This window comes from Candidatus Krumholzibacteriia bacterium, assembly GCA_030748535.1.
Classification (GTDB): domain Bacteria; phylum Krumholzibacteriota; class Krumholzibacteriia; order JACNKJ01; family JACNKJ01; genus JASMLU01.
This window is the reverse complement of the sequence record JASMLU010000001.1, coordinates 248,811-271,661: the sequence shown is the minus strand read 5'-3', so window position 1 is coordinate 271,661 and position 22,851 is coordinate 248,811. Positions and strand designations below refer to the sequence as shown.

At 56.8% G+C, this 22,851-nt stretch carries 24 protein-coding genes; all 24 read left to right on the top strand.

The window, feature by feature from the left end:
* Positions 1-5: 5 nt before the first annotated feature.
* The 24 genes from flgG (at position 6) to fliF (ending at position 22,842) form a co-directional block, all read left to right on the top strand.
* Positions 6-788, top strand: coding sequence for a flagellar basal-body rod protein FlgG (gene flgG, locus QGH30_01320; GenBank protein ID MDP7020980.1), 783 nt, complete (start codon positions 6-8; stop codon positions 786-788).
* Complete coding sequence (locus QGH30_01315; protein ID MDP7020979.1) at positions 785-1,759, top strand: flagella basal body P-ring formation protein FlgA; 975 nt, start codon at positions 785-787, stop codon at positions 1,757-1,759. Before flgG ends, QGH30_01315 begins: the two co-directional genes overlap by 4 nt.
* Positions 1,756-2,325, top strand: a complete 570-nt coding sequence (locus tag QGH30_01310; GenBank protein ID MDP7020978.1) for a flagellar basal body L-ring protein FlgH — start codon at positions 1,756-1,758, stop codon at positions 2,323-2,325. Before QGH30_01315 ends, QGH30_01310 begins: the two co-directional genes overlap by 4 nt.
* An 11-nt stretch (positions 2,326-2,336) precedes the next feature.
* Positions 2,337-3,437, top strand: coding sequence for a flagellar basal body P-ring protein FlgI (locus QGH30_01305; GenBank protein MDP7020977.1), 1,101 nt, complete (start codon positions 2,337-2,339; stop codon positions 3,435-3,437).
* An 8-nt stretch (positions 3,438-3,445) separates the two neighbouring features.
* Complete coding sequence (locus tag QGH30_01300) at positions 3,446-3,772, top strand: rod-binding protein (GenBank protein MDP7020976.1); 327 nt, start codon at positions 3,446-3,448, stop codon at positions 3,770-3,772.
* Positions 3,759-4,247, top strand: a complete 489-nt coding sequence (gene flgN, locus QGH30_01295) for a flagellar export chaperone FlgN (protein ID MDP7020975.1) — start codon at positions 3,759-3,761, stop codon at positions 4,245-4,247. The genes QGH30_01300 and flgN overlap by 14 nt, the downstream gene beginning before the upstream one ends.
* 8 nt (positions 4,248-4,255) lie before the next feature.
* Complete coding sequence (gene flgK / locus QGH30_01290; GenBank protein ID MDP7020974.1) at positions 4,256-5,653, top strand: flagellar hook-associated protein FlgK; 1,398 nt, start codon at positions 4,256-4,258, stop codon at positions 5,651-5,653.
* 9 nt (positions 5,654-5,662) lie between these two features.
* Positions 5,663-7,174 carry a hypothetical protein gene (locus QGH30_01285; GenBank protein MDP7020973.1) on the top strand — a complete coding sequence of 504 codons (1,512 nt, stop codon included), beginning with the start codon at positions 5,663-5,665 and terminating at the stop codon, positions 7,172-7,174.
* Positions 7,175-7,181: 7 nt separating this feature from the next.
* The gene (gene fliW, locus QGH30_01280) at positions 7,182-7,658 is read left to right on the top strand and encodes a flagellar assembly protein FliW (protein MDP7020972.1); all 477 of its coding nucleotides are present in this window, start codon (positions 7,182-7,184) and stop codon (positions 7,656-7,658) included.
* Positions 7,659-7,681: 23 nt separating this feature from the next.
* Positions 7,682-7,921 carry a carbon storage regulator CsrA gene (gene csrA / locus QGH30_01275; protein MDP7020971.1) on the top strand — a complete coding sequence of 80 codons (240 nt, stop codon included), beginning with the start codon at positions 7,682-7,684 and terminating at the stop codon, positions 7,919-7,921.
* A 170-nt stretch (positions 7,922-8,091) separates the two neighbouring features.
* The gene (locus QGH30_01270; GenBank protein ID MDP7020970.1) at positions 8,092-9,537 is read left to right on the top strand and encodes a flagellin; all 1,446 of its coding nucleotides are present in this window, start codon (positions 8,092-8,094) and stop codon (positions 9,535-9,537) included.
* Between the two features lie 151 nt (positions 9,538-9,688).
* Positions 9,689-12,028, top strand: coding sequence for a flagellar filament capping protein FliD (gene fliD / locus QGH30_01265; protein MDP7020969.1), 2,340 nt, complete (start codon positions 9,689-9,691; stop codon positions 12,026-12,028).
* Positions 12,029-12,445 carry a flagellar export chaperone FliS gene (gene fliS, locus QGH30_01260; protein ID MDP7020968.1) on the top strand — a complete coding sequence of 139 codons (417 nt, stop codon included), beginning with the start codon at positions 12,029-12,031 and terminating at the stop codon, positions 12,443-12,445.
* A gap of 7 nt (positions 12,446-12,452) precedes the next feature.
* Complete coding sequence (locus QGH30_01255; protein MDP7020967.1) at positions 12,453-12,776, top strand: flagellar protein FliT; 324 nt, start codon at positions 12,453-12,455, stop codon at positions 12,774-12,776.
* A 43-nt stretch (positions 12,777-12,819) separates the two neighbouring features.
* Positions 12,820-13,173: a flagellar biosynthesis anti-sigma factor FlgM gene (locus QGH30_01250; protein MDP7020966.1), complete on the top strand. Its 354-nt coding sequence runs from the start codon at positions 12,820-12,822 to the stop codon at positions 13,171-13,173.
* A gap of 421 nt (positions 13,174-13,594) precedes the next feature.
* Positions 13,595-15,667, top strand: a complete 2,073-nt coding sequence (locus tag QGH30_01245; GenBank protein ID MDP7020965.1) for a histidine kinase dimerization/phospho-acceptor domain-containing protein — start codon at positions 13,595-13,597, stop codon at positions 15,665-15,667.
* Complete coding sequence (locus tag QGH30_01240) at positions 15,642-17,024, top strand: sigma-54 dependent transcriptional regulator (GenBank protein MDP7020964.1); 1,383 nt, start codon at positions 15,642-15,644, stop codon at positions 17,022-17,024. The genes QGH30_01245 and QGH30_01240 overlap by 26 nt, the downstream gene beginning before the upstream one ends.
* Positions 17,025-17,242: 218 nt before the next feature.
* Positions 17,243-18,208: a hypothetical protein gene (locus QGH30_01235; protein MDP7020963.1), complete on the top strand. Its 966-nt coding sequence runs from the start codon at positions 17,243-17,245 to the stop codon at positions 18,206-18,208.
* The gene (locus QGH30_01230; GenBank protein MDP7020962.1) at positions 18,208-18,633 is read left to right on the top strand and encodes a hypothetical protein; all 426 of its coding nucleotides are present in this window, start codon (positions 18,208-18,210) and stop codon (positions 18,631-18,633) included. Before QGH30_01235 ends, QGH30_01230 begins: the two co-directional genes overlap by 1 nt.
* 83 nt (positions 18,634-18,716) lie before the next feature.
* On the top strand, positions 18,717-20,090 hold the full coding sequence (locus QGH30_01225; protein MDP7020961.1) for a sigma-54 dependent transcriptional regulator: 1,374 nt from the start codon (positions 18,717-18,719) through the stop codon (positions 20,088-20,090).
* Entirely contained in the window at positions 20,090-20,497 is a 408-nt protein-coding gene (flgB, locus tag QGH30_01220) for a flagellar basal body rod protein FlgB (protein MDP7020960.1), read from the top strand. The genes QGH30_01225 and flgB overlap by 1 nt, the downstream gene beginning before the upstream one ends.
* Positions 20,498-20,506: 9 nt before the next feature.
* Entirely contained in the window at positions 20,507-21,007 is a 501-nt protein-coding gene (gene flgC / locus QGH30_01215) for a flagellar basal body rod protein FlgC (protein MDP7020959.1), read from the top strand.
* Positions 21,008-21,015: 8 nt separating this feature from the next.
* Entirely contained in the window at positions 21,016-21,318 is a 303-nt protein-coding gene (gene fliE, locus QGH30_01210) for a flagellar hook-basal body complex protein FliE (protein ID MDP7020958.1), read from the top strand.
* Between the two features lie 24 nt (positions 21,319-21,342).
* Positions 21,343-22,842, top strand: a complete 1,500-nt coding sequence (gene fliF, locus QGH30_01205) for a flagellar basal-body MS-ring/collar protein FliF (protein ID MDP7020957.1) — start codon at positions 21,343-21,345, stop codon at positions 22,840-22,842.
* Positions 22,843-22,851: the final 9 nt, after the last annotated feature.

Below are 22,851 nucleotides of genomic sequence, written 5' to 3'. Positions count from 1 at the left end.
ACAAGATGATGAGAGCCCTGTCCACTTCCGCCACCGGCATGAGAGCCCAACAGCTCTATGTGGATACGATTTCCCATAACCTGGCAAACGTCAACACGACCGGCTTCAAGCGCGGGCGCGTTGAGTTCCAGGATCTTCTCTATCAGGTGGTTTCCCCCAATGCCAGTCTTCGTGGCGGTGCCGATGTACAGCCCATTCAGGTAGGTCATGGAGTCCGTCTGGCCGGTATACGCCAGATCTTTACCCAGGGCCCTACACAGATCACGGGAAACGCTCTCGACATGGCCATCAATGGTGACGGTTTCTTCCGGGTGGAATTGCCCGACGGGCGCTACGCCTATACCCGTGACGGTTCCTTTGCGCTGGACAGTGAGGGAAGTCTGGTGACCAGCGGTGGTCTGCATGTGGCACCCGGTTTCGAGTTTCCTGAATCCACGACCCAGGTTTCCGTCGAGAAAGACGGCGACCTGCGCATCCTCGTCGCGGGCGAAGAGGAACCCCGGAGTCTTGGACAACTTGAAGTCTATCGTTTTGCAAACCCCTCCGGCCTGAGTGCCCTGGGAAACAATCTTTTTCTGGCCAGCGAATCGAGTGGGAAAGCCCAGGAAGGAACCGCCGGCCGTGATGGTTTCGGTCAGATTGAGTCCGGGATCCTCGAAGGCAGCAATGTCAGTGTGGTGGAAGAAATGATCCGGCTCATTGAAGCACAGAGAGCCTATGAACTGAACTCCAAGGCGATCCAGACATCCGAAGAGATGCTCTCGGTCGCCAACCAGTTGAAACGATGATCATAAGAAAGAGGCATAAGAGAGTTCTTCTGACGGCAGCCCTCCTGGGGCTTGCCCTTCTGCATTTCCCTCAATCGTCTATTGCGGAAGAGAGCCGTCTGCTCCTGAAAGAGACCCTGCAGTGTCGGGCACCTGTTGTCTCCCTTGTGGACCTGCTCGATGGCTCCCTTCCCTCCTCAATGAACGATCTTCTGGTGTGCAAGAGTCCCGAGCCGGGAAAAACCAGAAGCCTGAGCCGTCGTCGGCTTCAGCGCCTTCTTCGGGAAGAGGGCTACCTGGGAAGGCTCGAAGGTGCTGAAACAGTCAAGATCTCAACGCCCTCTCTTCGCCTCTCCAGTAAACGCATTCTGGAATCCGCCAGCCGCTACCTGGATAGGAAGCTGGAGCCTCTCGGTCTGAAGCGGATTTCTCCGCTCATGGGTTTCCCCGAGGAAATCCAGCTCAGCGATCTTCGGATTGAATTCGAAATGGAACTCCAGGGGGAAACAAAAAGGCAGGGCGAGGCGCTCCTGAAAGTACGGGATTCTCTGGGATTTGAAATCCAGCGCAGAGTTTCCTTTCGCTGCGAGAAGCCGATCCGGGTTCCCGTCTGCCGGCATCCTCAAGTGCGCGGCGAGACCCTTCGCAACTGGGGCTGGGAAGTACGCAATCTCTTTGACATTGATGGACAGCCTCTGGAAGAGGGAGCCTTGTCTACGGCAGTTCTCAAGCGTCGTCTGGAGCCGGGGGATGTCCTGACGACCCGGAATACAGAGAGCGACCTTCTCGTGCGAGCGGGAAGAGAAGTGGTGATTCAACTGGAGCGTGGTGCCGTCCGGGTTCGTAAAAGCGGCGTGGCGCAGTCCAATGGTCGATACGGAGAAATGGTCCCGGTACGGCTCCGGGACAGCAGGGAACTGAAGCGCTACCGGGTTGCCGGCCCGGGCCTTCTGGTTCCCTCATGGATTGAACTCAGGGAGAAGCAGACATGAGTAAACGATGGTTCCTGATCTTGCTGCTGGCCTTATCCACTTCCCTTCAGGCGGAAGCCCTCTGGGATGACAGCAGCGGGGGCAGCCTCTATTCCAACCAGAAAGCCCATCGAGTGGGGGACATCCTCACGGTCATGATTTCTGAAAGCGCGACGGCGGTCAGTGATGCAATCACCGATACCGAAGTGAAGAATGAAATGAGTGGCGGCGCGGGGACCGGCCTTCTCGACTTCATCCCGCTCTGGGGACTCAACCAGGAAAACCGTTTTGAGGGGAAAGGTACAAGCGCACGGAAGGCGGATCTCAAAGCCGTCATGAGTGTGCGCATTGTGCAGGAACTGCCCCGGGGGCAATTTCGTGTGGAAGGGGAAAGAAGTGTCAGCCGCAACGGGGAAGAGGACGTACTTACTCTCTCGGGAGTGGTGCGCGGCCGCGATATCGGTCCGGACAACTCGGTTCCTTCAAGCGCCATTGCAGAAGCCATCATCGTATACGAAGGCAAGGGTGATCTGGAGCAAAGCAATCGCCCCGGTCTCCTGAGTCGTTTTGCCGACTGGATATTCTAGGAAGGATGAGGATGAAGAAGCAATTCATGACACTCCTTGCGCTCCTGTTCCTGATCGCATCTTCCGCAGGTGCTTCCAGAGTGAAGGACATTGCCCAGGTGAATGGGCAGGACGGAGAACACCTGATCGGCTACGGACTGGTGGTGGGTCTCAGTGGTACCGGGGATGGACGGGGGACTGGTTTCACGGCTCACTCGGTTGCCGGGATGATGGAGAAGTTCGGGCTGACCCTCGACCCCGAGGAAATCCGTATGAAAAATGTGGCCGCAGTCATGGTGACGGCGACCCTTCCTCCCAACAGCCGTCAGGGTGGGCAACTGGATGTAACCGTATCCAGCCTTGGAGATGCCAAGAGCCTCGAGGGCGGAATCCTCCTGATGACTCCCCTGCTTCGCCAGGCCGATGGTCTTCAGTACGGAATTGCCCAGGGGGCAATCAGTGTGGGCGGCTATAGCGTGGATGCGGGTCTTGGTAATTCCGTTCGAAAGAACAACAGCAATGTAGGTCGCATTCCCTCGGGGGGAACCCTGAGCCGGGACTGGCCGGGTTCCTATGTTCGTGACAATCGTTTTGACCTGCTTCTTCACAGCCCCGATTTCACGACGGCGGCTAATATCGCCGGATCCCTGAACCGTCGTTACGGCGGAGAAGTCGCACAGGCCCACGATGCTGCAAGAGTCTCGGTCTGGATTCCCAAGGAGCGGGGGGGCGACATGATCCGCTTCATCAGTGAAATCGAAAATATGAGCGTGGAAACCGACTTGGCCGCTCGCGTGGTGATCAATGAGAGAACCGGAACCGTGGTTGTGGGCGACCATGTCCGGATACGGGATGTGGCCATTGCCCACGGCAGCCTTCAGGTGGAGATCCGCACGGGCTATCAGGCCAGCCAGCCTTCCCCTTTCGGAGAGGGACGGAGCCTGCTGGTTCCGGAAGTCCAGACAGCAGTTCATGACAGCAAGGGACAGTTCACCCTGCTTGAAGACAGTAACACGGTGGAAAAAGTCGCACAGGCACTCAATGAGATGGGCGTGAGCCCCCGGGACATGATTTCCATCTTCCAGGCACTCAAGGAATCCGGCGCCCTGGAAGCGGAACTCGTGATCATGTAGGAGACAGAATGAACGAGTTGCAGCAAGCGAATCCGGCAAGGAGCCTTCAGTCTCCCGAGAGTCTTGCATCCTCGGGGAGCAAGGCGGCTCGGGAAGCTCGCCAGAGTGCGGAGGAGATGGAGGCCCTGTTCCTTCAGTTCCTGATGGCGACAATGAGAAAGAGTGTCGAGAGAAGCGAACTCATGCCGGAGACTCCCGGCAATCGTCTCTTTCGCGGGATGCTGGATGAAGAATACTGCCGCCTTGCCAGCGAGAGCGGGCGGGGACTGGGACTCGCGGATCTGATCGAGTCCCAATGGTCGGCGAAACCGGGAGGGAAGAATGGCAGATTCTAAGCTGCTCCAAGAGCTGATGGATGCCGCCAAAGTGGAGTCCGAAGCCTATCGCAGGCTGCTTGCTGTGATGAACGAACATCAGGATGCACTTCTTCGACAGTGTCCGGAAAGCATCAATGAGGCCTTGCAGCGGAACCTCGCATCTCTGGAGTCGGGGAAACAGGCCTGTAACCGGCGAGTGGAGATCACCCGCAGTCTTTGCAAGACCCTGAATATCCGCATTGAAGAGGGAAGTGCGAGGATCATTGCCTGCTTCCAGGGTGATGAAATGATGGCGCTTCAGGAAATCTATCTGGAACTGGGACAGCTTGGTCGTGAGATCCAATCCCAAAACGAGAGAAATCGCCAGATGATTGAACACTCGCTGGATCTGCTCCATGGAGATTTTCAAGCCCTGGGACAACTGGCGAAAAAGGCATCGAATCGAAGAGAAGAAGATGGCGGCGAGGGAGTAATTCTCTCCCTGCGAGCCTGAGGAGAACCATGTCCGGTCTATTCGGAATCATCGAGGCGGGAAAGCAGTCGCTCTTTGCACAGCAGAGTGCGCTTCAAATCCTGAACCACAATGTGGCCAATGCCGGGAACCCGGCCTACACGAGGCAGAGAGTCTTACTCGGCGCCCGCAGTATTCTCGGAGAAATGGGGCTTCCCCAGTCCGGGGGAGTTCAGATTCTCGGAGTGCAAAGAATCACGGACCATTTCCTTTTGGGGAGAGTCACGCGGGCGCAGGGAGAGTACGGAGAGCAATCGGCGCTGCGGGCTTCCTATGACCTGATGGAACTGGCCTTCGGGGAACCGGTCGACACCAGTCTTGGCGAGACAGGCCTCGGGGATGACCTTCGCTCCTTTCTGGACTCCTGGCAGTTGACCCTGAACCCGGATGGCGGAGGAGACTCTTCGGATCTTGCCCCCGTAATTCTGGAAAACGCCCGATCGCTTGCCCAGCGCTTCCGCAGTCTCTCCACTTCGCTTCTTGACCAGGCCGAAGGCACGCGGGAGGACATCGAACTCCGGCTTCAGGAAAGCAATCGCCTGCTGGAAGACATTGCTTCGATCAACGGGCAAATACTGGAAGCCTCCATGGGTGACAGTGCGCGTTCTGACCTGATCGACAGTCGCCAGCAGAGCCTGCTCCAACTGGCCCAACTGACGGGTTGCCGCTGGGAAGAAGGAGAACGAGGAGATGTGCGGGTTCTTCTGGGAAGCAGGACTCTTCTGGACGGACGAAGTGCCGGTCGGCTCAGTCTGGAAACCTCCCCAGACAGCGAGGCCAGGATCCCCGGTTCCGTTCTGAAGCTCGAAGGCCAGGATTTCGCTCTGGATCTCCCGGCGGGCGAAATCAGCGGCATGATGGAAGCCCTCAATGTGAGGCTGCCCGAGATGCTGGCCCGTGTAGACCGGATGGCAGCAGCCATTGTGGAACATGCCAACCGAATCCATCAGGAAGCAGACGGGGCTCCCGGTGGGGGCATCGACATTTTCTCGGGGACGGATGCCAGCACAATCGAACTGAACTCCGTACTTGAGGGGAACCCCGATCTTCTCTCCACGGCGGGAGTTCTGGAAGACGGTTCGACGATCGCAGAAGCCTTCTATGCGCTTCATGACATGGCAATGGATGCAGACAGCAATCAAAGTCTGGAGTCCTACTACGCTTCCACCATCGGTGAACTCGGAGCAAAGAGTGCGATGGCTGCATCCTTTGCGTCTTCCAGCCTGAGGACTCTGGAAGGCGTGGAGCAACGCCTGGCTTCGGTGAGCGGAGTCAGCCTCGATGAAGAACTTGCAAACATGATGATGGTGCAGACGGCATTTCAGGCTTCCTCCCGGGTGATCTCGGTGGTGGATGAAATGCTCGACACCCTCTTGTCCACGGTCTAGGGAGTGATGATGAGAATCACCCAGAACATGCTCGGACGAACGATGTTGTCGAACATCAACCGCGCCTATGAGAGAATGGCGGGTCTGGACATCAGTCGAAGGATCACAAGGCCCTCGGATGATCCCGGAGGCGCACAGCGGATGATCGGCCTGCAGGGGCTCCTGGGTCGCAATACCCGCTTCCAGGGAAATGTGGGCATTGCCCAGCGCTGGCTTGCCGCAGCTGACCAGTCCCTTTCCGATCTGGGAGAATGCTATCGTTCCGCTAGCGAGATTGCCCTCTCCGCAGGCGACATTGCGGCGGACACAGAAGGGATGCTCAGTTCCCTCGACGCGATCATCGAAAGGGTGCTCTCCAATGCGAACTCGAAACTGGGGGACAGTTATCTCTTTTCCGGTGGCCGGCTCTCGACTCTTCCTTTCGAAAGAGCTTCCGGGCAGGTGATCTATCACGGAGATGACTCCTCTCTGGCAACCTCCATCAGCGACGGGCTCTCTCTCCAGTACAATCTCCCCGGGAGCGAACTGTTTGCTGACCATCCCGCCTGGACTGAAGGAAGCATCGACTGGGATCCCGCTCTGGGCTGGGACACACCCTTCCATGAATTCTTCGACGGTCAGGGATTCGAGTCCGGAAGCATCCGGATCAGCGATGGCGAAGGAAACAGCATGGTGCTCGATTGCACGGAGCTGGAGACCCTTGCCGATTTCCGGGACGCAGTTCAGGCGGAGATGCCGGACCTCCAGTTCAGCATTGCTGATCAGCGCCGTTTGGAGATTTCTGGCAACAGTAGTCTGGAGATCGAGGACCTTCAGGGCGGAAGCACGGCCCGGGTTCTGGGGATCGACGGCTATCACGATGACGGTTTCCTCAGCAGCCGTGATCTGGATCCGAGAATGGGCCTGGGAAGCTCCCTCAACACCATGATGGGCATCGACCTTTCCCTCGGAACGATCCAGATTCAACTGGAAGGGGAAAGTGCCGCGAGAGAAGTCAATCTCAGTGGTGCAGAAACTGTTCGGGATCTGGTCCAGAGGATCGGGGAAGAGGTCCCCGAAATGCAGATCCGTATTTCCGAGTCCGGCAACCGCCTTCATTTTGAGACCGTGGGGGGACAGGGGTTTGAAATCTCCTCCCTCGAGGATGACAGCACAGCGATGCTTCTCGGAATCGAGGGGAAGGGCATTCCCTCGCGCCCCTTTGAGCTTCTCTTCGAACTGCGAGAGGCCATTGCCAGCGGAGATACAGAGGCTCTTCAGCCCCTGATTGCGGAACTGGAACTTGTGGAGAGCCGGATGATTCGTGAGAGAGGCCGGGTGGGAAGCCGTCTGGATCTTGCAGAAGATGCCCTGCTGACCCTGCAGTCCCGGGAACTGTCATACACGGAGACTCTCTCCGAGTTGGGAGACGCCGATCTTGCAGAAACCCTGATGCTGTATCAAAACGCGGAAGCCAGCTATCAGGCATCGCTGATGTTGGCCTCCAGTATCTACCAAATGACCCTGGCCAGTTACCTATAGGAAATCAATGATCATCAAGGGCACACGATTTGGCGACATTCACTACACGGAGAAGGATCTCTTCCTCCTCCCCGATGGACTGGTCGGTATTCCCGGGAAGACCCGGTTTCTGATCCTGGACTTCGAGGAGAACTCCGCCTTCAAATGGTTGCAAAGTGCTGATGACGCCGGCATCGGATACCTGATCAGTGACCCACGACTCTTTCGTTCCGACTTTGACATGAGGCCGCTGGAGAGGGAAAGTGCCAAACTGGAAATCGGAAGCTCTGATGATCTTGTGGTTTTTGTCCTTTGCACCTGGCGTGGAAGTCTGGAGGAGTCCACTGCCAATTTCCTGGGTCCTGTCCTTGCGCATGCCGGAAAGCGCGTGGGGAAACAGGTGATTCTGGATGGAAGTATGCGTTCCACTCAGGAAAAGCTCATGCCGGAGCCACTTCCTGCCGATAGCCAGAAGGCAGCCGACCGGGTTCGGAACTGCGGATAGAATCCGTTCGAGGAAGGAGCCTCATGCTGGTATTGAGCAGGAAAAGGGATCAGAGAATCATGATCGGCAACGATGTCTGTCTGACGATCGTGGATGTTCGCGGCGAGACCGTGCAGATCGGCATTGAGGCCCCCCTGGACATTCCCGTCTACCGGGAAGAGATCTATGCGGCCATTCGGGACGCAAATCATTCGGCCCTGAAAGGTGAGCAGCCGGATTCCGCGAATCTGGGTGATCTGAAGCCCCTTGAAGACGGGGAATAGTCCCTCTGCTTTCCTGTTCTTCCTCATTCTGCCTTTCCCTTTGAATCTATCGTAAAAACTCTCAAGAATTTCCAGCCTTCACCCGATACAGGAAACAGCCGCAACAGCAAGGAGGCTGCGGTGGTAAGTCTTGGACTCGCCGTATTACGGCTAGCTTAAGGAGAAGCGGAATGTCTTTTCGCATCAATCACAATGTTTCTTCCATGAACGCATACCGGTTCCTTGCGCAGAACGACTTTGCCATGAGCAAGTCGCTCGAGCGCCTGAGCTCCGGTCTGAAGATCAACAAGGCCAGCGATGATCCTGCCGGACTGGTGATCTCGGAAAATATGCGTGCACAAATCTCCGGTCTCAATCAGGCGATCGAGAACAGTGAACTGGCCACTGCCATGGTCCAGACTGCTGAAGGCGCCCTGACCGAGATCCACTCCCTGCTCAACAGCATGCGCGAACTGGCGATTCACGCCGCCAATTCCGGCGTCGCCAGCGATGCGGACCGTGCTGCCGACCAGGCGGAGATTGAAAATGCTCTCGCCACGATTCAGCGCATCAGCGAGTACACCCAGTTTGGCACGAAGTCACTGCTCGACGGCAGTAACGGCCTGACCGGTGCGGTAATCGAAGGTGCCGTTGAATACTTGGCGGCGGGAGCGCAGACTGCGTCCGGATACTACAGCATGAATGTCAGTACCCGTGCGGAGAAGGCCATCGTTCAGACAGCGAACTCGGGCTTGATCGCCGGAATCACTGCGGACGAGAGCCTTGTGCTAACGAACAACATTACAGGGGCCACGGCCACGATCTATCTCGAGGCGGGCGACAATGCCCAGACCATCGCTGACAAGATCAACGCCTACACGGACACACTGGGTGTTGAAGTTGCCACTGACGGAACAGATCTGACGGTCAGCAGCACGATCTACGGATCCGACGCAAACTTCACGATCTACTCCGACAACGAGGCCACCGATGGAAGCCAGAGCGGGTTCTCCGCAGCTGGTGACACTGGCAACGGAATCGATGTTGCGGGCACCTTCGTCTATGACGGTGTGGCCTATCAGGTGGAAGGTGTCGGTGCCGTTATGCACGGGCGCTCGGGCACTCCCGCAGAAGGCCTGCAGGTCTTCTACAACGGTGCTACGGGTTCTGACATCGGCCGTGTCCTGATCTCGAACCAGAGCATGACCTTCCAGGTGGGACCCAATGCGGATCAGACCGTCTCGGTAGCGGTGGCGAACATCGCATCCCGCGAACTGGGCCGTGGCCTGGATGCCGCCTTTGACGGAAGCAACCAGTTCCGGAACCTGAGCGAGATCTCGGTGCTGGATACCTCAATGGCCAACGATACCCTTTCGGTGATCGACAAGGCGATTGCGGAAATCAGTGCGATTCGTGGCGATCTGGGAGCCTTCCAGGGCAATACTCTGGAAAGCGGCCTGAACAGCCTTCGGGTTGCCCAGGAAAACCTGGTTGCTGCGGAATCGATCATCCGGGATACGGACATGGCCGCCGAGGTGGCTAGTTTCACCCGGAGCCAGATCATGCTCCAGTCGGCGACGGCCATGCTCTCGCATGCCAACTCGACGCCCAGCATCGTTCTTCAGCTTCTTGGCTAAGAGGAAGCATTCGGAGTGATGCGACACGATCGGTAAGAACAGGAAGCCCTCCCCTTCGGGGGAGGGCTTTTCCTTGTCCCTTTTCCCTCAAGGCCTGCGACCTTGCGCCGATAATGAAAGAGACAGAACTCCAGGGAGAAAAGGGAGAATCATGTACGGCAACAGTTCAATTTCCGGACTCATCAGCGGCATGGACACGCAGAGTCTCGTGGAGCAACTCATCAGCCTGGAAAGGCGTCCCGCCTTTCAACTGGAATCCAGAATTGCACAACAGCAACTGCGACTCTCCAGCTACGATGCGCTCGAGAGTCTGGTTCGCAATCTTCGTTCAGAAGTCGATCAACTCCGCAGACCGGGAGACTTCGACGGGATGCTGGCGGAGTTCAGCCAGAGCGGGATCCTCTCGGCCTCGGTGAACGATGCAGCGCCGGCAGGCCTATACAGCCTCTCTGTCCAGCAGATTGCCCAAGGGCAGCAGATTGCCAGTCAGGGCTTCTCCTCCAGCGACGCCATCCTGGGAAACGGGACGGTGATAATTCAGCTGGCGGGAGAGGAGGCTCTCTCTTTGGAACTGCAGGAGGGAGAGAACACACTTCAGGACTTTGTGGATCGGGTGAACGAGTCTGATTCAGGTCTGAGGGCAAGTCTCATCAATACCGGCGAAGGGGACACTCCCTGGCAGATGATTCTGTCCAGTGCCGACACCGGTGCTGACCAGCTTCTGGGCGTGACCGCCTCCCTGAGCGGTGGTGAGGGTCTGGAATTCGGAGTCGTCGGAGAGGTGATCAACGGAGTGATCAACGGAAGTAGCACTGTCAGCAGTTCCGGTATCTTCGCCGGCAACGGTGACGCGAACTTCAGTTTCAATGTGAGCCAGGGCGGGATTGTCGGAACGGACGAGATCCTCGTTGACTGGACGGACACTCTGGGCAACGAGGGTCAGATAGTGATTCCCGCCGACTATGCCGGCGAGGGGATCGAGGTCACGGGCGGAATGATGCTCAGCTTTGGCAGCGGCGATCTACAGACCGATGACTACTGGTATGTCATGGCAGAAACCTGCTGCATCCAGTCGGCCCAGGATGCGGTCATTGAGTTCGGCTCTCCCGAGGGCGGAGCGGATCCCCTGATCGTCCAGAGTTCCAGTAACCGGTTCAGCGAACTGATTGATGGCGTGGTTCTCGATGTGCTTGCAAGCAGCCCTGGCGAGACCTTGACACTCAGTGTCCGGCACGATCAGGAGGAGGTCGTCGAACGGGTCAAGGGCTTTGTCGAGAATTACAACCACCTGATCCAGTACTTCAATTCACAGTTCAGCTACGATGCCGATCAGGAAGTCGCAGGAGTCATGCTCGGGGATCGCATGGCCATGTTCATGGACCAGAGGATCCGATCTTCTCTCGGTCGAGCCGTGGAGGGAATCGCCGGTGAACTGGACCACCTGAGCGAAATCGGGATTGGCACAGCGGTCAATGGCAATTTCAACTCGGACGGCACACTGGCCCTTGATGAGTCAATGCTTCGTGACGCGCTTTCGGAGGATCTCGATGGTGTCGTATCCCTTCTTGCGAGTACCGGGGAGGCCAGCGACGCGAACATCACCTTCCTCTCGGCCGGCGCGGGGACCGTGGGCAGCGCAGCGAGCGCAGGCTATGAAGTGAGAATCACCGAGGCGGCCAGCCGTGGGACATTCACAGGGCTGACTTTCATGGAGCCCACTCCGGGCACTCCCCTGATTCTGGATTCCGAAAACTCGAGTTTCAAGATCAGCGTAGACGGTGTGGAGAGCAAACTGATCAGCCTCCCTGAGGGCGAGTACAGCAGTGCTGCCGAAGTGGCCGAGGCCATTGAGTCGGCCATCAATTCAGACAGCCAACTGGGAAGCCGCGATGTAGAGGTTCGATGGGTCGATGATGGCGGTGGGCTAGGCCATCTGGAACTGGAAAGCCAGTCCTGGGGATCGAGCAGCTCCCTTCAGTTTGAAGAAGTGAGTTCAGGCCTGACCGCGCTTCTTGGACTGGAGGAGGGAACGGCTCAGGACGGGCAGGATGTCGCCGGGTATTTTCTGGTGAACGGAGTGCTGGAAGAGGCCCAGGGTCAGGGTCGCATGCTCAAGGGCGTGGAAGAGAGCGGAAAGACTCTAGATCTTGGCGTTCTGGTGGAGCTGACTGCTCTGGAACTCTCCGAGCAGGGGGAAGATCAAGGCAGGGTTCAGGTCTTCACCGGTGTAACGGACTCCCTCAGCCGCCTTCTGGATTCCTACCTCGACCCAGCCTACGGACTATTGGAAAGAAGGCAGGAAGATTTTCGCCAGGGAATCGAAACCTTTGAGGAACAGGTCGAGAGAATTGACTCCCGCCTGAAAATCAGACGGGAACGCTACCTTCGGGAGTTTCAGAGGATGGAGACACTGCTCTCGGAACTCAACAGTCAAAGCGCCATGATGATGTCCATGCTCGGAGGAATCTCTGGCGCCGGCGGGCAGGGCTAGATGAATACTACGGCAGATCTGACTCTCTTTCGTGCGGACAAGGCGCGGAAAGCCTATCTGGACCAGCAGACCCGGGGGGCAAGTCCCCAGGATCTGATCCGCCTCCTGCTGGACGGCCTTCATCAGAAACTCGTCGCAGGCAAGAACTCTCTGGAGGAGAAGCACTGGCAGGATGCAGCCCTGGAACTGGGCAAGGCGAGGAAAATCGTCACCTATCTCTCTTCCACCCTTCAGCCTGAGGGAGGCGACATAACACTGCAGTTGAGTCGTCTCTATGCGTTCTGCCATGAACAGATTGCCCGGGCGAATCTGGAAAAGAAAGCGGACCTTATCCCGCCGGTACTCGGGGTTGTCATGGAATTGCGAGAGGCTTGGAACTGCCTGGGCAATGTGCCCACAGAAACCCAAGAGAAATGAGGAAGTCTTGAGTCAGGAACTTTTCGAGAGATTGCATGAGGTGAGTCGGGCGCAGGTTGAGGCCAGCATGAGCCGCGATCTTGACAGTCTGGAGTCTCTCAATGTGAGACGCCGTGAACTGATGCATCAGATTGAATCCCGAATGGGATCCAATGCCTGGGGAGACGCGAGGGGCCGGATTCGCGAAATCCTCTTCGAGATCATGGAGAATGACCGCAAACTGAAGCTTGCCCTTCTGGAAAGAATGAGAATGGCTGGCGAAGGGATCAGTGACCTTCGTCTTCAGGGGCAGGCAGAGCGCAGTTACCTTGAAAGCAAGGATGGCTCATAGCTTGCTAGTTCTCTGAGAAAGCCCCGTATTCGGGAGGTATAGGGTGCAGATTGGAAAGCCAGAATCCACCAGTGGAAACGAACTGGTCAAATACCAGGAGCTGCAGAAGGATGCGTCCACTGCGGAGCGGATCCAGGATGGGATCGCTTCGGACAAGATCGAGACGGGGCAAGTCGCCAGGGAAGGCGAAGGCCTTGTACAGATCAGCCAGGAAGCCCGCAGCCGGGTGGAACTGGAGGAGGCAATCCAAATGGCCCGCAAGGCTTATCAGGATCTGGACGGGATCCGACAGGATCGCGTGGAACTCGCCCGAGAGAGATTAGAGAGCGGCTACTATGAGCGTCAGGAAGTTCTTGAGGGACTAGCCCAGAAGCTCAAGGGAGCCTTGAACTTCTGATTGATCTTTCTCTCCGGCAAAAGGAAGACGACTCACCCACCTTCTAGGCGAAGGTGGGTATCTTTTTAGTACTGGCCGGGAAATTGTTCCTGGCCTGGTTCCTATTTCATTGGGGGTTCGGAGACCTCTGCCTTGTTCTCCCCCCGCCGCAAGCAGATGCCCATAACGGGTGTCCAGCAACGAATTAGATCCCAATGCTGTTTCCCTCGACGAGGGTGATTGTGCTGGCATCAAGCCAGGAACAATTTCCCGACCAGAACTTATCTTATTGTGGTGTAATTAGTTAGCTGGTTTGTGGTTGCCAATGCTTGTCTCCCGCTCTTGACAATCCCCGATTCTCTGAAGAGAGACTCAATAATGGCCATTTTTCTTGCAGTTTTTCAAAAGCACTGCTAGGGAAGGGGGGAGGAGAGTGGGAGCCATGGAGACAAACTGGAGTTTTCTGATCCTGAGCAAAGAAACGCAGGAGGACTGGCCACGGGAGGTTCCGGGCTGGGATCTGCGACTGTCTTCCCTGGAGGACTGCCCTGCCTCCGACCAGACCGGAGTCGACCTTCTCATGCTCGACCTTTCCCCGGGCGATCCCGCCCTCTTGCCCTGGTTATTGGAGTTCCGCCAGTTCAACTCCGGGGCTCTGGTTCTGCTCGCTGAGCGAGAAAGTGATCCGGGGTGGTTTCGCTCCGCAGTACGACTGGGAGTGGATGACCTGATCCAGATTCCCCTCTCCGAGGGCGAATGGCAGTCTTACCTTGAGGATCTGGGGGAGGTCCTGGAGGCTGGCAACGAGCAGAGTATCCAGCGGGGCCATCTGGAGAAATCCGGGCAGAAGTTGCTCGAAAGCCGAAACCAGCTGTCGAGGATGCTTCTTCACTCCTATGAAAATCTCGACTCCCTGAACCGTGAACTGAACAGCCGTGTAGGGCAGTTGACGATTCTCTACCAGCTCGGTCGCGATCTCAGCAGTCAGGATAACTGGGACGATGCCCTCGATCATTTTCTCGCCACCAGCTTGGAGACCCTCGATTTCTCGGGAGCCAGTCTTCTGCTCTGGAGTTTCGAAGGTCGTCGCTTGGCCAGTCGGGCCAATGTCCTTCTCGAGGGGGAGGTTCTTGATCGTTGCATTGAAGTCCTCATGGAAATGGAAGAGGAGGATCGTTCCTCCTCCTCGCTATTTGCCTTGCACGAGGGGAGCAGGCTTGATGAGGAATCCCTTCGGGGGCGTAGTGAGCCCTGGCACCTGACGGTTCTGCCCCTGGTGCATGCAGGCGAAGCCCAGGGTTTCCTGGCCTATCGCAAAGCTTATGAAAGTGCCGAGAGCTTCGAAGCCGATCTGCATTTCCTCAAGACCGTTCAGACGATTCTCAGTGAAGCTCTTTCCCATGCCAAGGCAGTGCATCAACTCAAGAAATTGGGGGAGTTCAATCGGACGGTCCTCGAAAGCGTGAGGGCTTCGGTGTTGACTCTCGACGGCTTCGGTCAGATTTCCTATCGCAATCCTTCCGCATCTTCGCTCTTTGGGGATCTCCTTTCCCCCGGGATGCCTTTCCGCTTTGATGAGTATCTTCGCTCCGGAGATGGGGCGGGAGATCTTGGCGAAGAAGACTGGATTCAGCGGGAGTGCCTCTTCCGTTCAGGGGCGGAGAGCCCCCGGCACCTGCTACTTTCCACGACCCATCTTCACCCGAGACATCCTCAGGACGCGCAGACGGTGTTGGTTTTCGAGGATCTGACGGAATACAAAAGGCTGGAGACTGAACTGCGGAGGGCGGAGAGGCTGGCGGGACTGGGACAGCTTTCGGCCGGCGTGGCCCATGAAATCCGGAATCCCTTGTCCGGGATTTCCATGATCGCCCAACTGCTCAAGGATCTTCTGGAGGATAGTTCCGAGGAAATGCAGTCATATGTGGATCGCATTCTTGCCGAGACCCAGCGCCTGAACCGCATCGTCCAGAATCTCCTGGACTTCAGCAAACCGGCGACTCCTCTCCTCGCGCCCCTGACTGTCTCGCAGTTGCTGCAGCCGGCTCTGGAGCATATTCGTGCCAGTGCTGAGAAGAAGGGGATTCGCATTGAACTTCCACAGTCTGGTCTGGAGCAGAAGGTGATGTGCGACCGGGACCAGTTGCAGCAGGTTTTCCTGAACCTATTCCGCAATGCGATGGAGGCCTGCTCCAAAGGAGACCGGCTCGGGCTCTGGCTGGAGAGAGGAAAACGCAGCGGAGGAAAAGACCGCGTTATGATCAGGGTCTGGGACAGCGGCCCCGGAGTTGCGGAAGAAAATGTAGCGAACCTGTTCAATCCCTTCTACACCACGCGAGCCGCAGGAACGGGCCTGGGCCTTTCCATCTGTCTGAAGATCATGGAAGAGCATGGTGGTTCCATTTCCTATCTCCCTTCCGCCGAAGGGGGAAGCGAGTTCATGATAGACCTGACCCCGGCGGAAACCGCCAATCCCGAGGAGAAACAGCTTGAGCCAAACCATCCTGATTGTTGACGACGAGCCCACCCTTCGTTTTGCTCTGGTAGATACCCTGAAGAGGGAGGGCTACACACTTCTGCAGGCCGAGGACGGGAAGCAGGGGCTGGAGATGCTGAAATCCGAGGCCCCCGACCTTGTCTTTCTGGACATGCGAATGCCCGAAATGACGGGAATGGAGGTTCTGGGAAAGGCGAGGCAGGCGGGTTTTGACGGGCAGGCTGTCTTTCTTACTGCTTACGGCGAGATTGAAGATGCCGTGGAGGCCATGAGACTCGATGCTTATGACTTTTTGACCAAACCACCGAAGCTGGACAAGATCCGGCTCATTGCCCGCAATGCACTGGAATCGGGTTGCCTGCGGAAGACCAACCGCTCACTGGTCAAGAAGCAGGACCGGGAGGATCCCTTCGCCGGTTTCATCGGCGAGAGCGCCCAGATGAAGAAACTCTTCTCCCAGATTCTGAAGATTGGAGACAGCCAGGCCACGACAGTGCTGGTTCAGGGCGAAAGTGGCGCCGGCAAGGAACTGGTGGCGCGTGCAATTCACCGGGCCAGTTCCAGCGCCAGTGGTCCTGTGGTGGAAATCAACTGTGGCGCCATTCCCGAGACCCTTCTGGAGAGCGAACTCTTTGGTTACGAGAAGGGCGCCTTTACGGATGCCAAGAACAGAAAGAAGGGCCTGATTGAGGCGGCTGGCGGAGGAACTCTCTTCCTTGATGAAATCGGCGAGATGGGCTTGCAGCTCCAGACCCGTCTCTTGAGAGTTCTGGAGAACCGCACCTTCCGCCGGGTGGGGGGCATTGAGGACCTGAAGGTAAACGCTAGAATCGTGGCGGCGACGAACAAGGATCTCAAGAAGGAAAGCGAGGAGGGGCGATTCCGCCAGGATCTCTACTTCCGCCTGGGGATCATCGTGCTGGAGATCCCGCCGCTTCGGGAGAGGCCGGAAGACCTGTCCCTGCTTGCGGACTTCTTCATTGAGAGGTTCAATCAGGAACTCGGCCGCAGCATGAAGCCTCTTTCCGAACCCGTTCTGAAAGTCCTCCGGGAGTACAGCTGGCCGGGGAACATTCGGGAGCTTCGAAATATGTTCGAGAGGATTCTCCTTCTTGAAGACGGAAATGACATTCTGATCGAGCATCTCCCGCGGGAAATCCGGGAGGATCCTGGTTTCCCGGATCCAGGCGACGGCAAATTCCGACCGGAAACTGTGGCGGCCGTAGAACTCCGTCACATTCGCAGGACTCTGGAATACACGGGCGGCAACAAGAGCCGTGCGGCCGGTATCCTGGGGATCAGCCGCCAAACCCTTCGCGAAAAACTCAAGCAGGGGGAGGAAGCCGGGGAAGTCAGTGTGGAGGAAACTGGCTGATTTCAGACCACTTCTCTTTCGATTCTGCGCCCTCCGGGAACTCGCCGGGGGGCGCTTTACGTTCACAGGTTACATCATGAAACACTCGCAGATGCCTGTAGTGTAAGTTGATACAGGCGCGGGCCATTTGCTGTAACTTTGGCCGATGTGGAAAAATGGGGCAGTCCTTTCCCGGGCATGGAACTTGTTTTCCTGCTACGGAGAAGGGAGAAGCCACCTTGATGTATCGAATGGGAATCCTCTGTCTGATGTTGCTCCTTGGCCTTGCGTCGGCAAGTTCTCTGGACAAGGCCACGGTTCAGGAGGCGGACAGCCTTGCGCGGGTTCTGGAGCCGGCGCTTGAGCGTATGTCTCTTCGCCTGGCTGTCATTGATGAACTTCCCTCCGAAGACGCAAGCATGGAAGACCTCTATGCCCTTCTCGCAATCTCCCGTTCCTATTCAGAGCTACAACTTTTTAAAGAGGCTGGCGAGTGGTTCACCCATCTTGAAAACCAGGATCGGGAATCCCTGTTTTCCTCCGCAGTGAGCAATGGGCGGCTTGCCTGCGCACTGGGATTGAGGGAGGACGATCAAGTGAAGAAGATCCTCCTCTCCGGCCATGAAGCCGATCTGGACGATGAACTGATTGGTGAATCTCTGGCCCTCCTCTTTGAGCGGGATCAGCAGAAGGTCTGCCTGGACATTCTGGACATTTACTCCCGGAAGGATGTCAAGACACAGGGTCCGGCCTACCTCCTGCAGAGGGGCCGTATTCTCCGAAACTCCGGACATCTCGCAGAGGCTTCCTTTCATTATGAGAGCCTCCTCAATGCATTGAAAGTCCCGGGCTCCCTTGCAAAAGGCGTTGCGGCTCATACTGACGACTTTCTGCAAGGTGCGGCCGACTGTGCCTTTCTGATGAATGAGCGTCTGCGCGCCAGACGCCACTACGGCGATCTTCTCGGGATAAATTCCACGCATCATGCCTGGGCCCGCTTTCAACTGGCGCAGCTCGACATGCTCGACAACGGATACGGGAAGGCGGAAAGCGCCTTTGAATCCCTGGAGCCGGAAGAACTGAACAAGGAGACCCATGATTGGGCGAGTCTCCTGCAGAAGCATTCAGGGAGCCTCAAGGTCTATGACAAGGAACTGCCAGACCACAGTCCCCGCGGAAGCCGGGCAATCACTCAGGTGAAGTAATGAGAAATCCTCTTGAAACACTGACCGATGTCTATCGCAAGGAAGGGATCCTCTATCGGAGGATTCTCGATGAAGTGCGGGAACAGGGTGAAGAGATCCGGTCGGGAGCCAGTTATCGGGACATCAATGAGGGCCTTCGCAGGAAGAGAGATCTGCTCAAGGAGGTGGAGCTCCTGGAGTCAGGCATTCGCGAGGAGAGAAAACTCTGGAACCGTCGCAAGAAGTTCTTCAGCACCGAAGACGCGGGCAAGCTGATGACCCTGCTTGAGGAAGTAACTCTGGCCATTGAGGAGATCCTCGAGGCGGAGAGAGAGAACGAAATCCACCTGACAACCCGCCGCCGCAAAAGTGTCCCTGTGATTGCCAGCGCTGACAAGGTCAGGAATCAGTATCGAAAGGAAAGCAGGGTGGAAGTGGGTTCCTGAGTCAGGGCCTCGTCCATCAGTGTGGGAATACGCGGCAAGTTCATGGAGGAACGCGTCGCAGAATCACGATTAAAGGAGTTGCAGTGAGCGAGAAACGTAGAGTTCTGATCGTTGACGATGAATCTGTGATGACCGGTTTTCTGGGTGATCTCTTGTCCCGCCATTTCGAGGTGGACCGTGCCTCCTCCGCGAGCGATGCCATCCAGTACCTGGAGAGCAGCAAGTACTCCATCGTCCTGACGGACATGCAGATGGAGAAAGTGGACAGCGGGCTTCAGGTCATCGAATGCAGCCGGAAGCTCCAGCCAGAGGCCAGCGTTGTTCTCATGACCGCTTATGGAACCGTGGAAAATGCGGTGCAGGCCATGAAACTCGGTGCCTGCGAAATCCTGATCAAACCCTTTGGTCCCGGCGAGCTCCTCTCCCTCCTGGAGTCTCTGCTGAAGGAAGAAGAGGAATCCGGAAAAGTCATCCTGCCCAAAGAAAAGAAGGCGAAGAAGAAGATCCGCCGTCCCATGGTAGGTGAGAGCCACTCACTGATGAAGATTTTCGATGTGGTGGAATGCGTCGCGGCGACGAATGCCACGGTCCTGATTACCGGAGAAAGCGGGACGGGCAAGGAACTGGTGGCTTCTCTCCTTCATGACCTCAGCCGCAGGAATGGGGGACCCTTCATCCGCATCAACTGCGCGGCCATCACAGAAACTCTTCTGGAGAGCACTTTGTTCGGCCATGAAAAGGGTGCCTTCACAGGAGCGGTAAAACGCACGCCTGGCAAATTCGAACTGGCCAATGGTGGCACCCTTCTTCTCGATGAAATCAGCGAAATGAAGCCCGAGATGCAGAGCAAGCTGCTTCGGGTTCTGCAGGAGCGGGAGTTTGAGAGAGTGGGGGGAACGACTACGATCCCCGTGGATGTTCGCATCATTGCTACCAGCAACCGCAACCTGAAGGAAGAAGTACGGGAAGGGAGCTTTCGCGAGGATCTCTTTTTCCGCCTCAATGTGGTGCCCGTTCATATGCCTCCCTTGCGTGCTCGTGAGGGAGATGTCTCTCTTCTCCTGAATCACTTCGTGCAGGACTTCATGGAAGAAAACCAGCTTCCCGAACCAAGCTTTGAGCCGGGCCTGCTGGAGAAACTCAATTCCCTGTCCTGGCCGGGTAATGTTCGACAGTTTCAGAATGCGGTGGAAAGAGCACTGGTTCTCAGCCAGGGGAAAACGATTCAGCTCTCCGACTTCCTCCTGGACCATGATGTATGCGAACACACGGGCAAGGGAAATCCTCTGGAGGAGGACATCACCATCAAGGAAATGGAACGCCGCATGATCATGGCGGCCCTGGAGCGTTTCGACGACAACCGCACACAGGCTGCACAACACCTTGGAATTAGCGTTCGCACTTTGAGAAACAAGCTGAATCTCTACAGTCTTGAACCGGAAGCCCTGGGAGTCTGATGCCTGCTTTCCCCGGAAACGACACTCTTCATCTCCTGAAACAGGGGCTGGATGCCTATAGCCTTCGTCAAAGGGTCATTGCGGAGAATGTCGCCAATACGGAAACCCCGGGCTATCTGGCAAGGCAACTTCGTTTCGAGGAACTGCTGAAAGAGTCGGACAGTCCCGAGACCCGTCTTCGTTCTACGAGGGAAGGGCATTTCAAGACGGCGGAAAGCTCCGGCGCTTCCCCACGGATTACGGAGGACTCGGATCGGGCTCTCGACAATGGAATCAACAATGTGAGCGTGGATCTGGAGATGGCCGCCCTGGCGGAAGTCAATCTCAGCCACAAGTTGGCCACTCGCGCGCTCGCCGTTCGTTATCAACTGTTGCGAAGCTCGATTCGCGGCAGGGGAACGCCCTAGGAGTAAGCGATGAGTGACGGCATTTTCACATCCTTTCGAGTCAGTTCCTCGGCGCTCCGTGCGCAGAGGATTCGCCTCGATACGGTAGCCGAGAACATGGCGAATGCGGAGACCACCCGCAGCCCTGAGGGCGGACCCTATCGCCCCCAGCGCGCTGTCTTTAGTGCCAGCAAGGGAGGGCTTCTGGATGTGAGAAGGAATCCAGAGCTTCGATTCCGGGAGATGCTCACACGCCATGAGCGGCATTTCTCAGTTTCCCCGGAAGGGAAGGGACTTGGTGAAAGAGTCGGACGAAATCTTCAGGTAAGCGTGGAAGATAAGCGGGACCTCTTTATCTCGGAATATGACCCCGGGCACCCGGACGCGGACGAGGACGGAATGGTTCTCAAGCCGAATGTGGATCCGGTGGAAGAGATGATGAATCTCATGTCTGCCACCCGTGCCTATGAAGCCAATGCAAGTGTACTCGATGCAGCAAAAGAAATGCTGAACCGGGCACTTGAGATCTGAGGAATGAGATGAGTGACACTGGAATTCGGGCACTGACGACCCACAACCTGCTGAAGGCCTACGGGCAGACGGCAAGTCGTCCTGCCAAAGAGAGCGGTTTCGGGGATCTTCTTCAGCAGAGCATCGCGAAGACGGATCTGGCTCAAAAGCAGTCCGACCAGATGGTCAGCAGCGCAATCATGGGTCAGGAAAAGGATCTCCATCGAGTGATGATTGCTCAGGAAGAGGCCGCCCTGACCTTTGAACTGTTCATGGAAGTACGGAACCGACTGATGGATGCCTATCAGCAGATCATGCAGATGCAGGTCTAGAGGGGTGTAAGCATGGGGAATGCGATGAAGCAAATACAGAAACTTTGGAGTCAGTTGGAGACGGGACAGCGAGTCATTTTCTTTGCTGTTCTCAGTGCGGTTCTCCTGACTCTCGTCATCTTCTTCACCTGGCTCGGGAGTGAGGACTACACCCAACTCTATTCGAACCTCTCGCCGGAAGAGACGTCGAGGGTGATCGAAGTGCTGCAGTCCCGTTCTGTGGATTATCGACTTACCGGTGGGGGAAGCGGTGTCACGGTTCCTGGCAGCCGCATTGCAGAGATGCGGGTGGAAATGGCAAAGCAGGGAATCCCCGACAGTGGAGTTGTGGGATACGAGATCTTCGACGAGCAGGGACTCGGGGTGAGCGAGTTTACACAGAATCTGAATTACAGCCGGGCTCTGGAAGGGGAACTCTCCCGCAGCATTACGCTGCTCCGCGGGATCGACCAGGCTCGCGTGCATCTTGTGATTCCCAAGCCTGCGCTCTTCAAGGAAGACCGCAGGGATCCCAGTGCCAGCGTTGTGCTGGGTCTGTCCCGCCCCAAGGGAGTTGCCGGAGCGCAGGTCATGGCCATTCAGCAAATGATCTCCAGCGCCGTGGAAGGGCTGGAGGACGGCAATGTCACCGTGCTTGACGGCTACGGGAACCTTCTCAGCCGTGAGGAAGAAGATGAACTCACCGGCCTGAGCAACAGCCAACTGGCCCTCAAGCAGGATGTGGAATCTTACCTCTCCCGGAAGGCGGAGAATACTCTGGAGAGTGTTCTCGGCAGTGGCTCTGCGATTGTGGAAGTGAATGCGGACCTCGACTTCGAGAAGGTGGAAAGAACCAGCGAGATCGTGGACCCGGAAAGCGCCACCATCCTTAGTGAAGTGAGAACCGAAGAGAAGAGTGATGAAACGGGCCAGAGTACTGAGTCCAGCACGGTGAACTATGAGTTCAACCGCACCGTCGAGAGCGTGATTGGTTCGGTGGGCGGGATCCGTAACCTCTCGGTGGCCATTCTCGTGGACGGTAAATACGCGGAAGATGATGACGGGCAGATGGCGTTCTCCGCTCTTGGTCCCCGGGAACTTGAGGGCTATCGGAAGATCGTGGAGAACATCGTTGGTTTCAGCCCGGATCGCGGAGACCGGATTGAGATCCTGAGCGTCCCCTTTCAGCAGGCTCCCCTGCCGGTAGCGGAAACGGGGATTCTTGCCTGGCCGATCTTTCAGGATATTCCTGGCCTGATTCAGAAAATCATCTTTATGGCGGGAATGCTTTTCCTGCTCCTGATCCTCAGGAACATCGCAGGCAAGTTGAGCAGCGAGGAAGTCTCGACCAGAACAGCTGCTCCGGAGCCGGCCTTGCAGCCTGCAGCGTCCACGCCGCAGGAGAATCCCGCATCCTGGGATGAACTGGTATCGGAAAAAGCACAACAGGACATGATGCTGGAAGAACAGGCGCGAGCACTGGCGATGGAGAAACCCGAAGAAATCGCCCAGCTCGTAAGAACCTGGATCCACACGACAAAGTAGGAGCTTCCC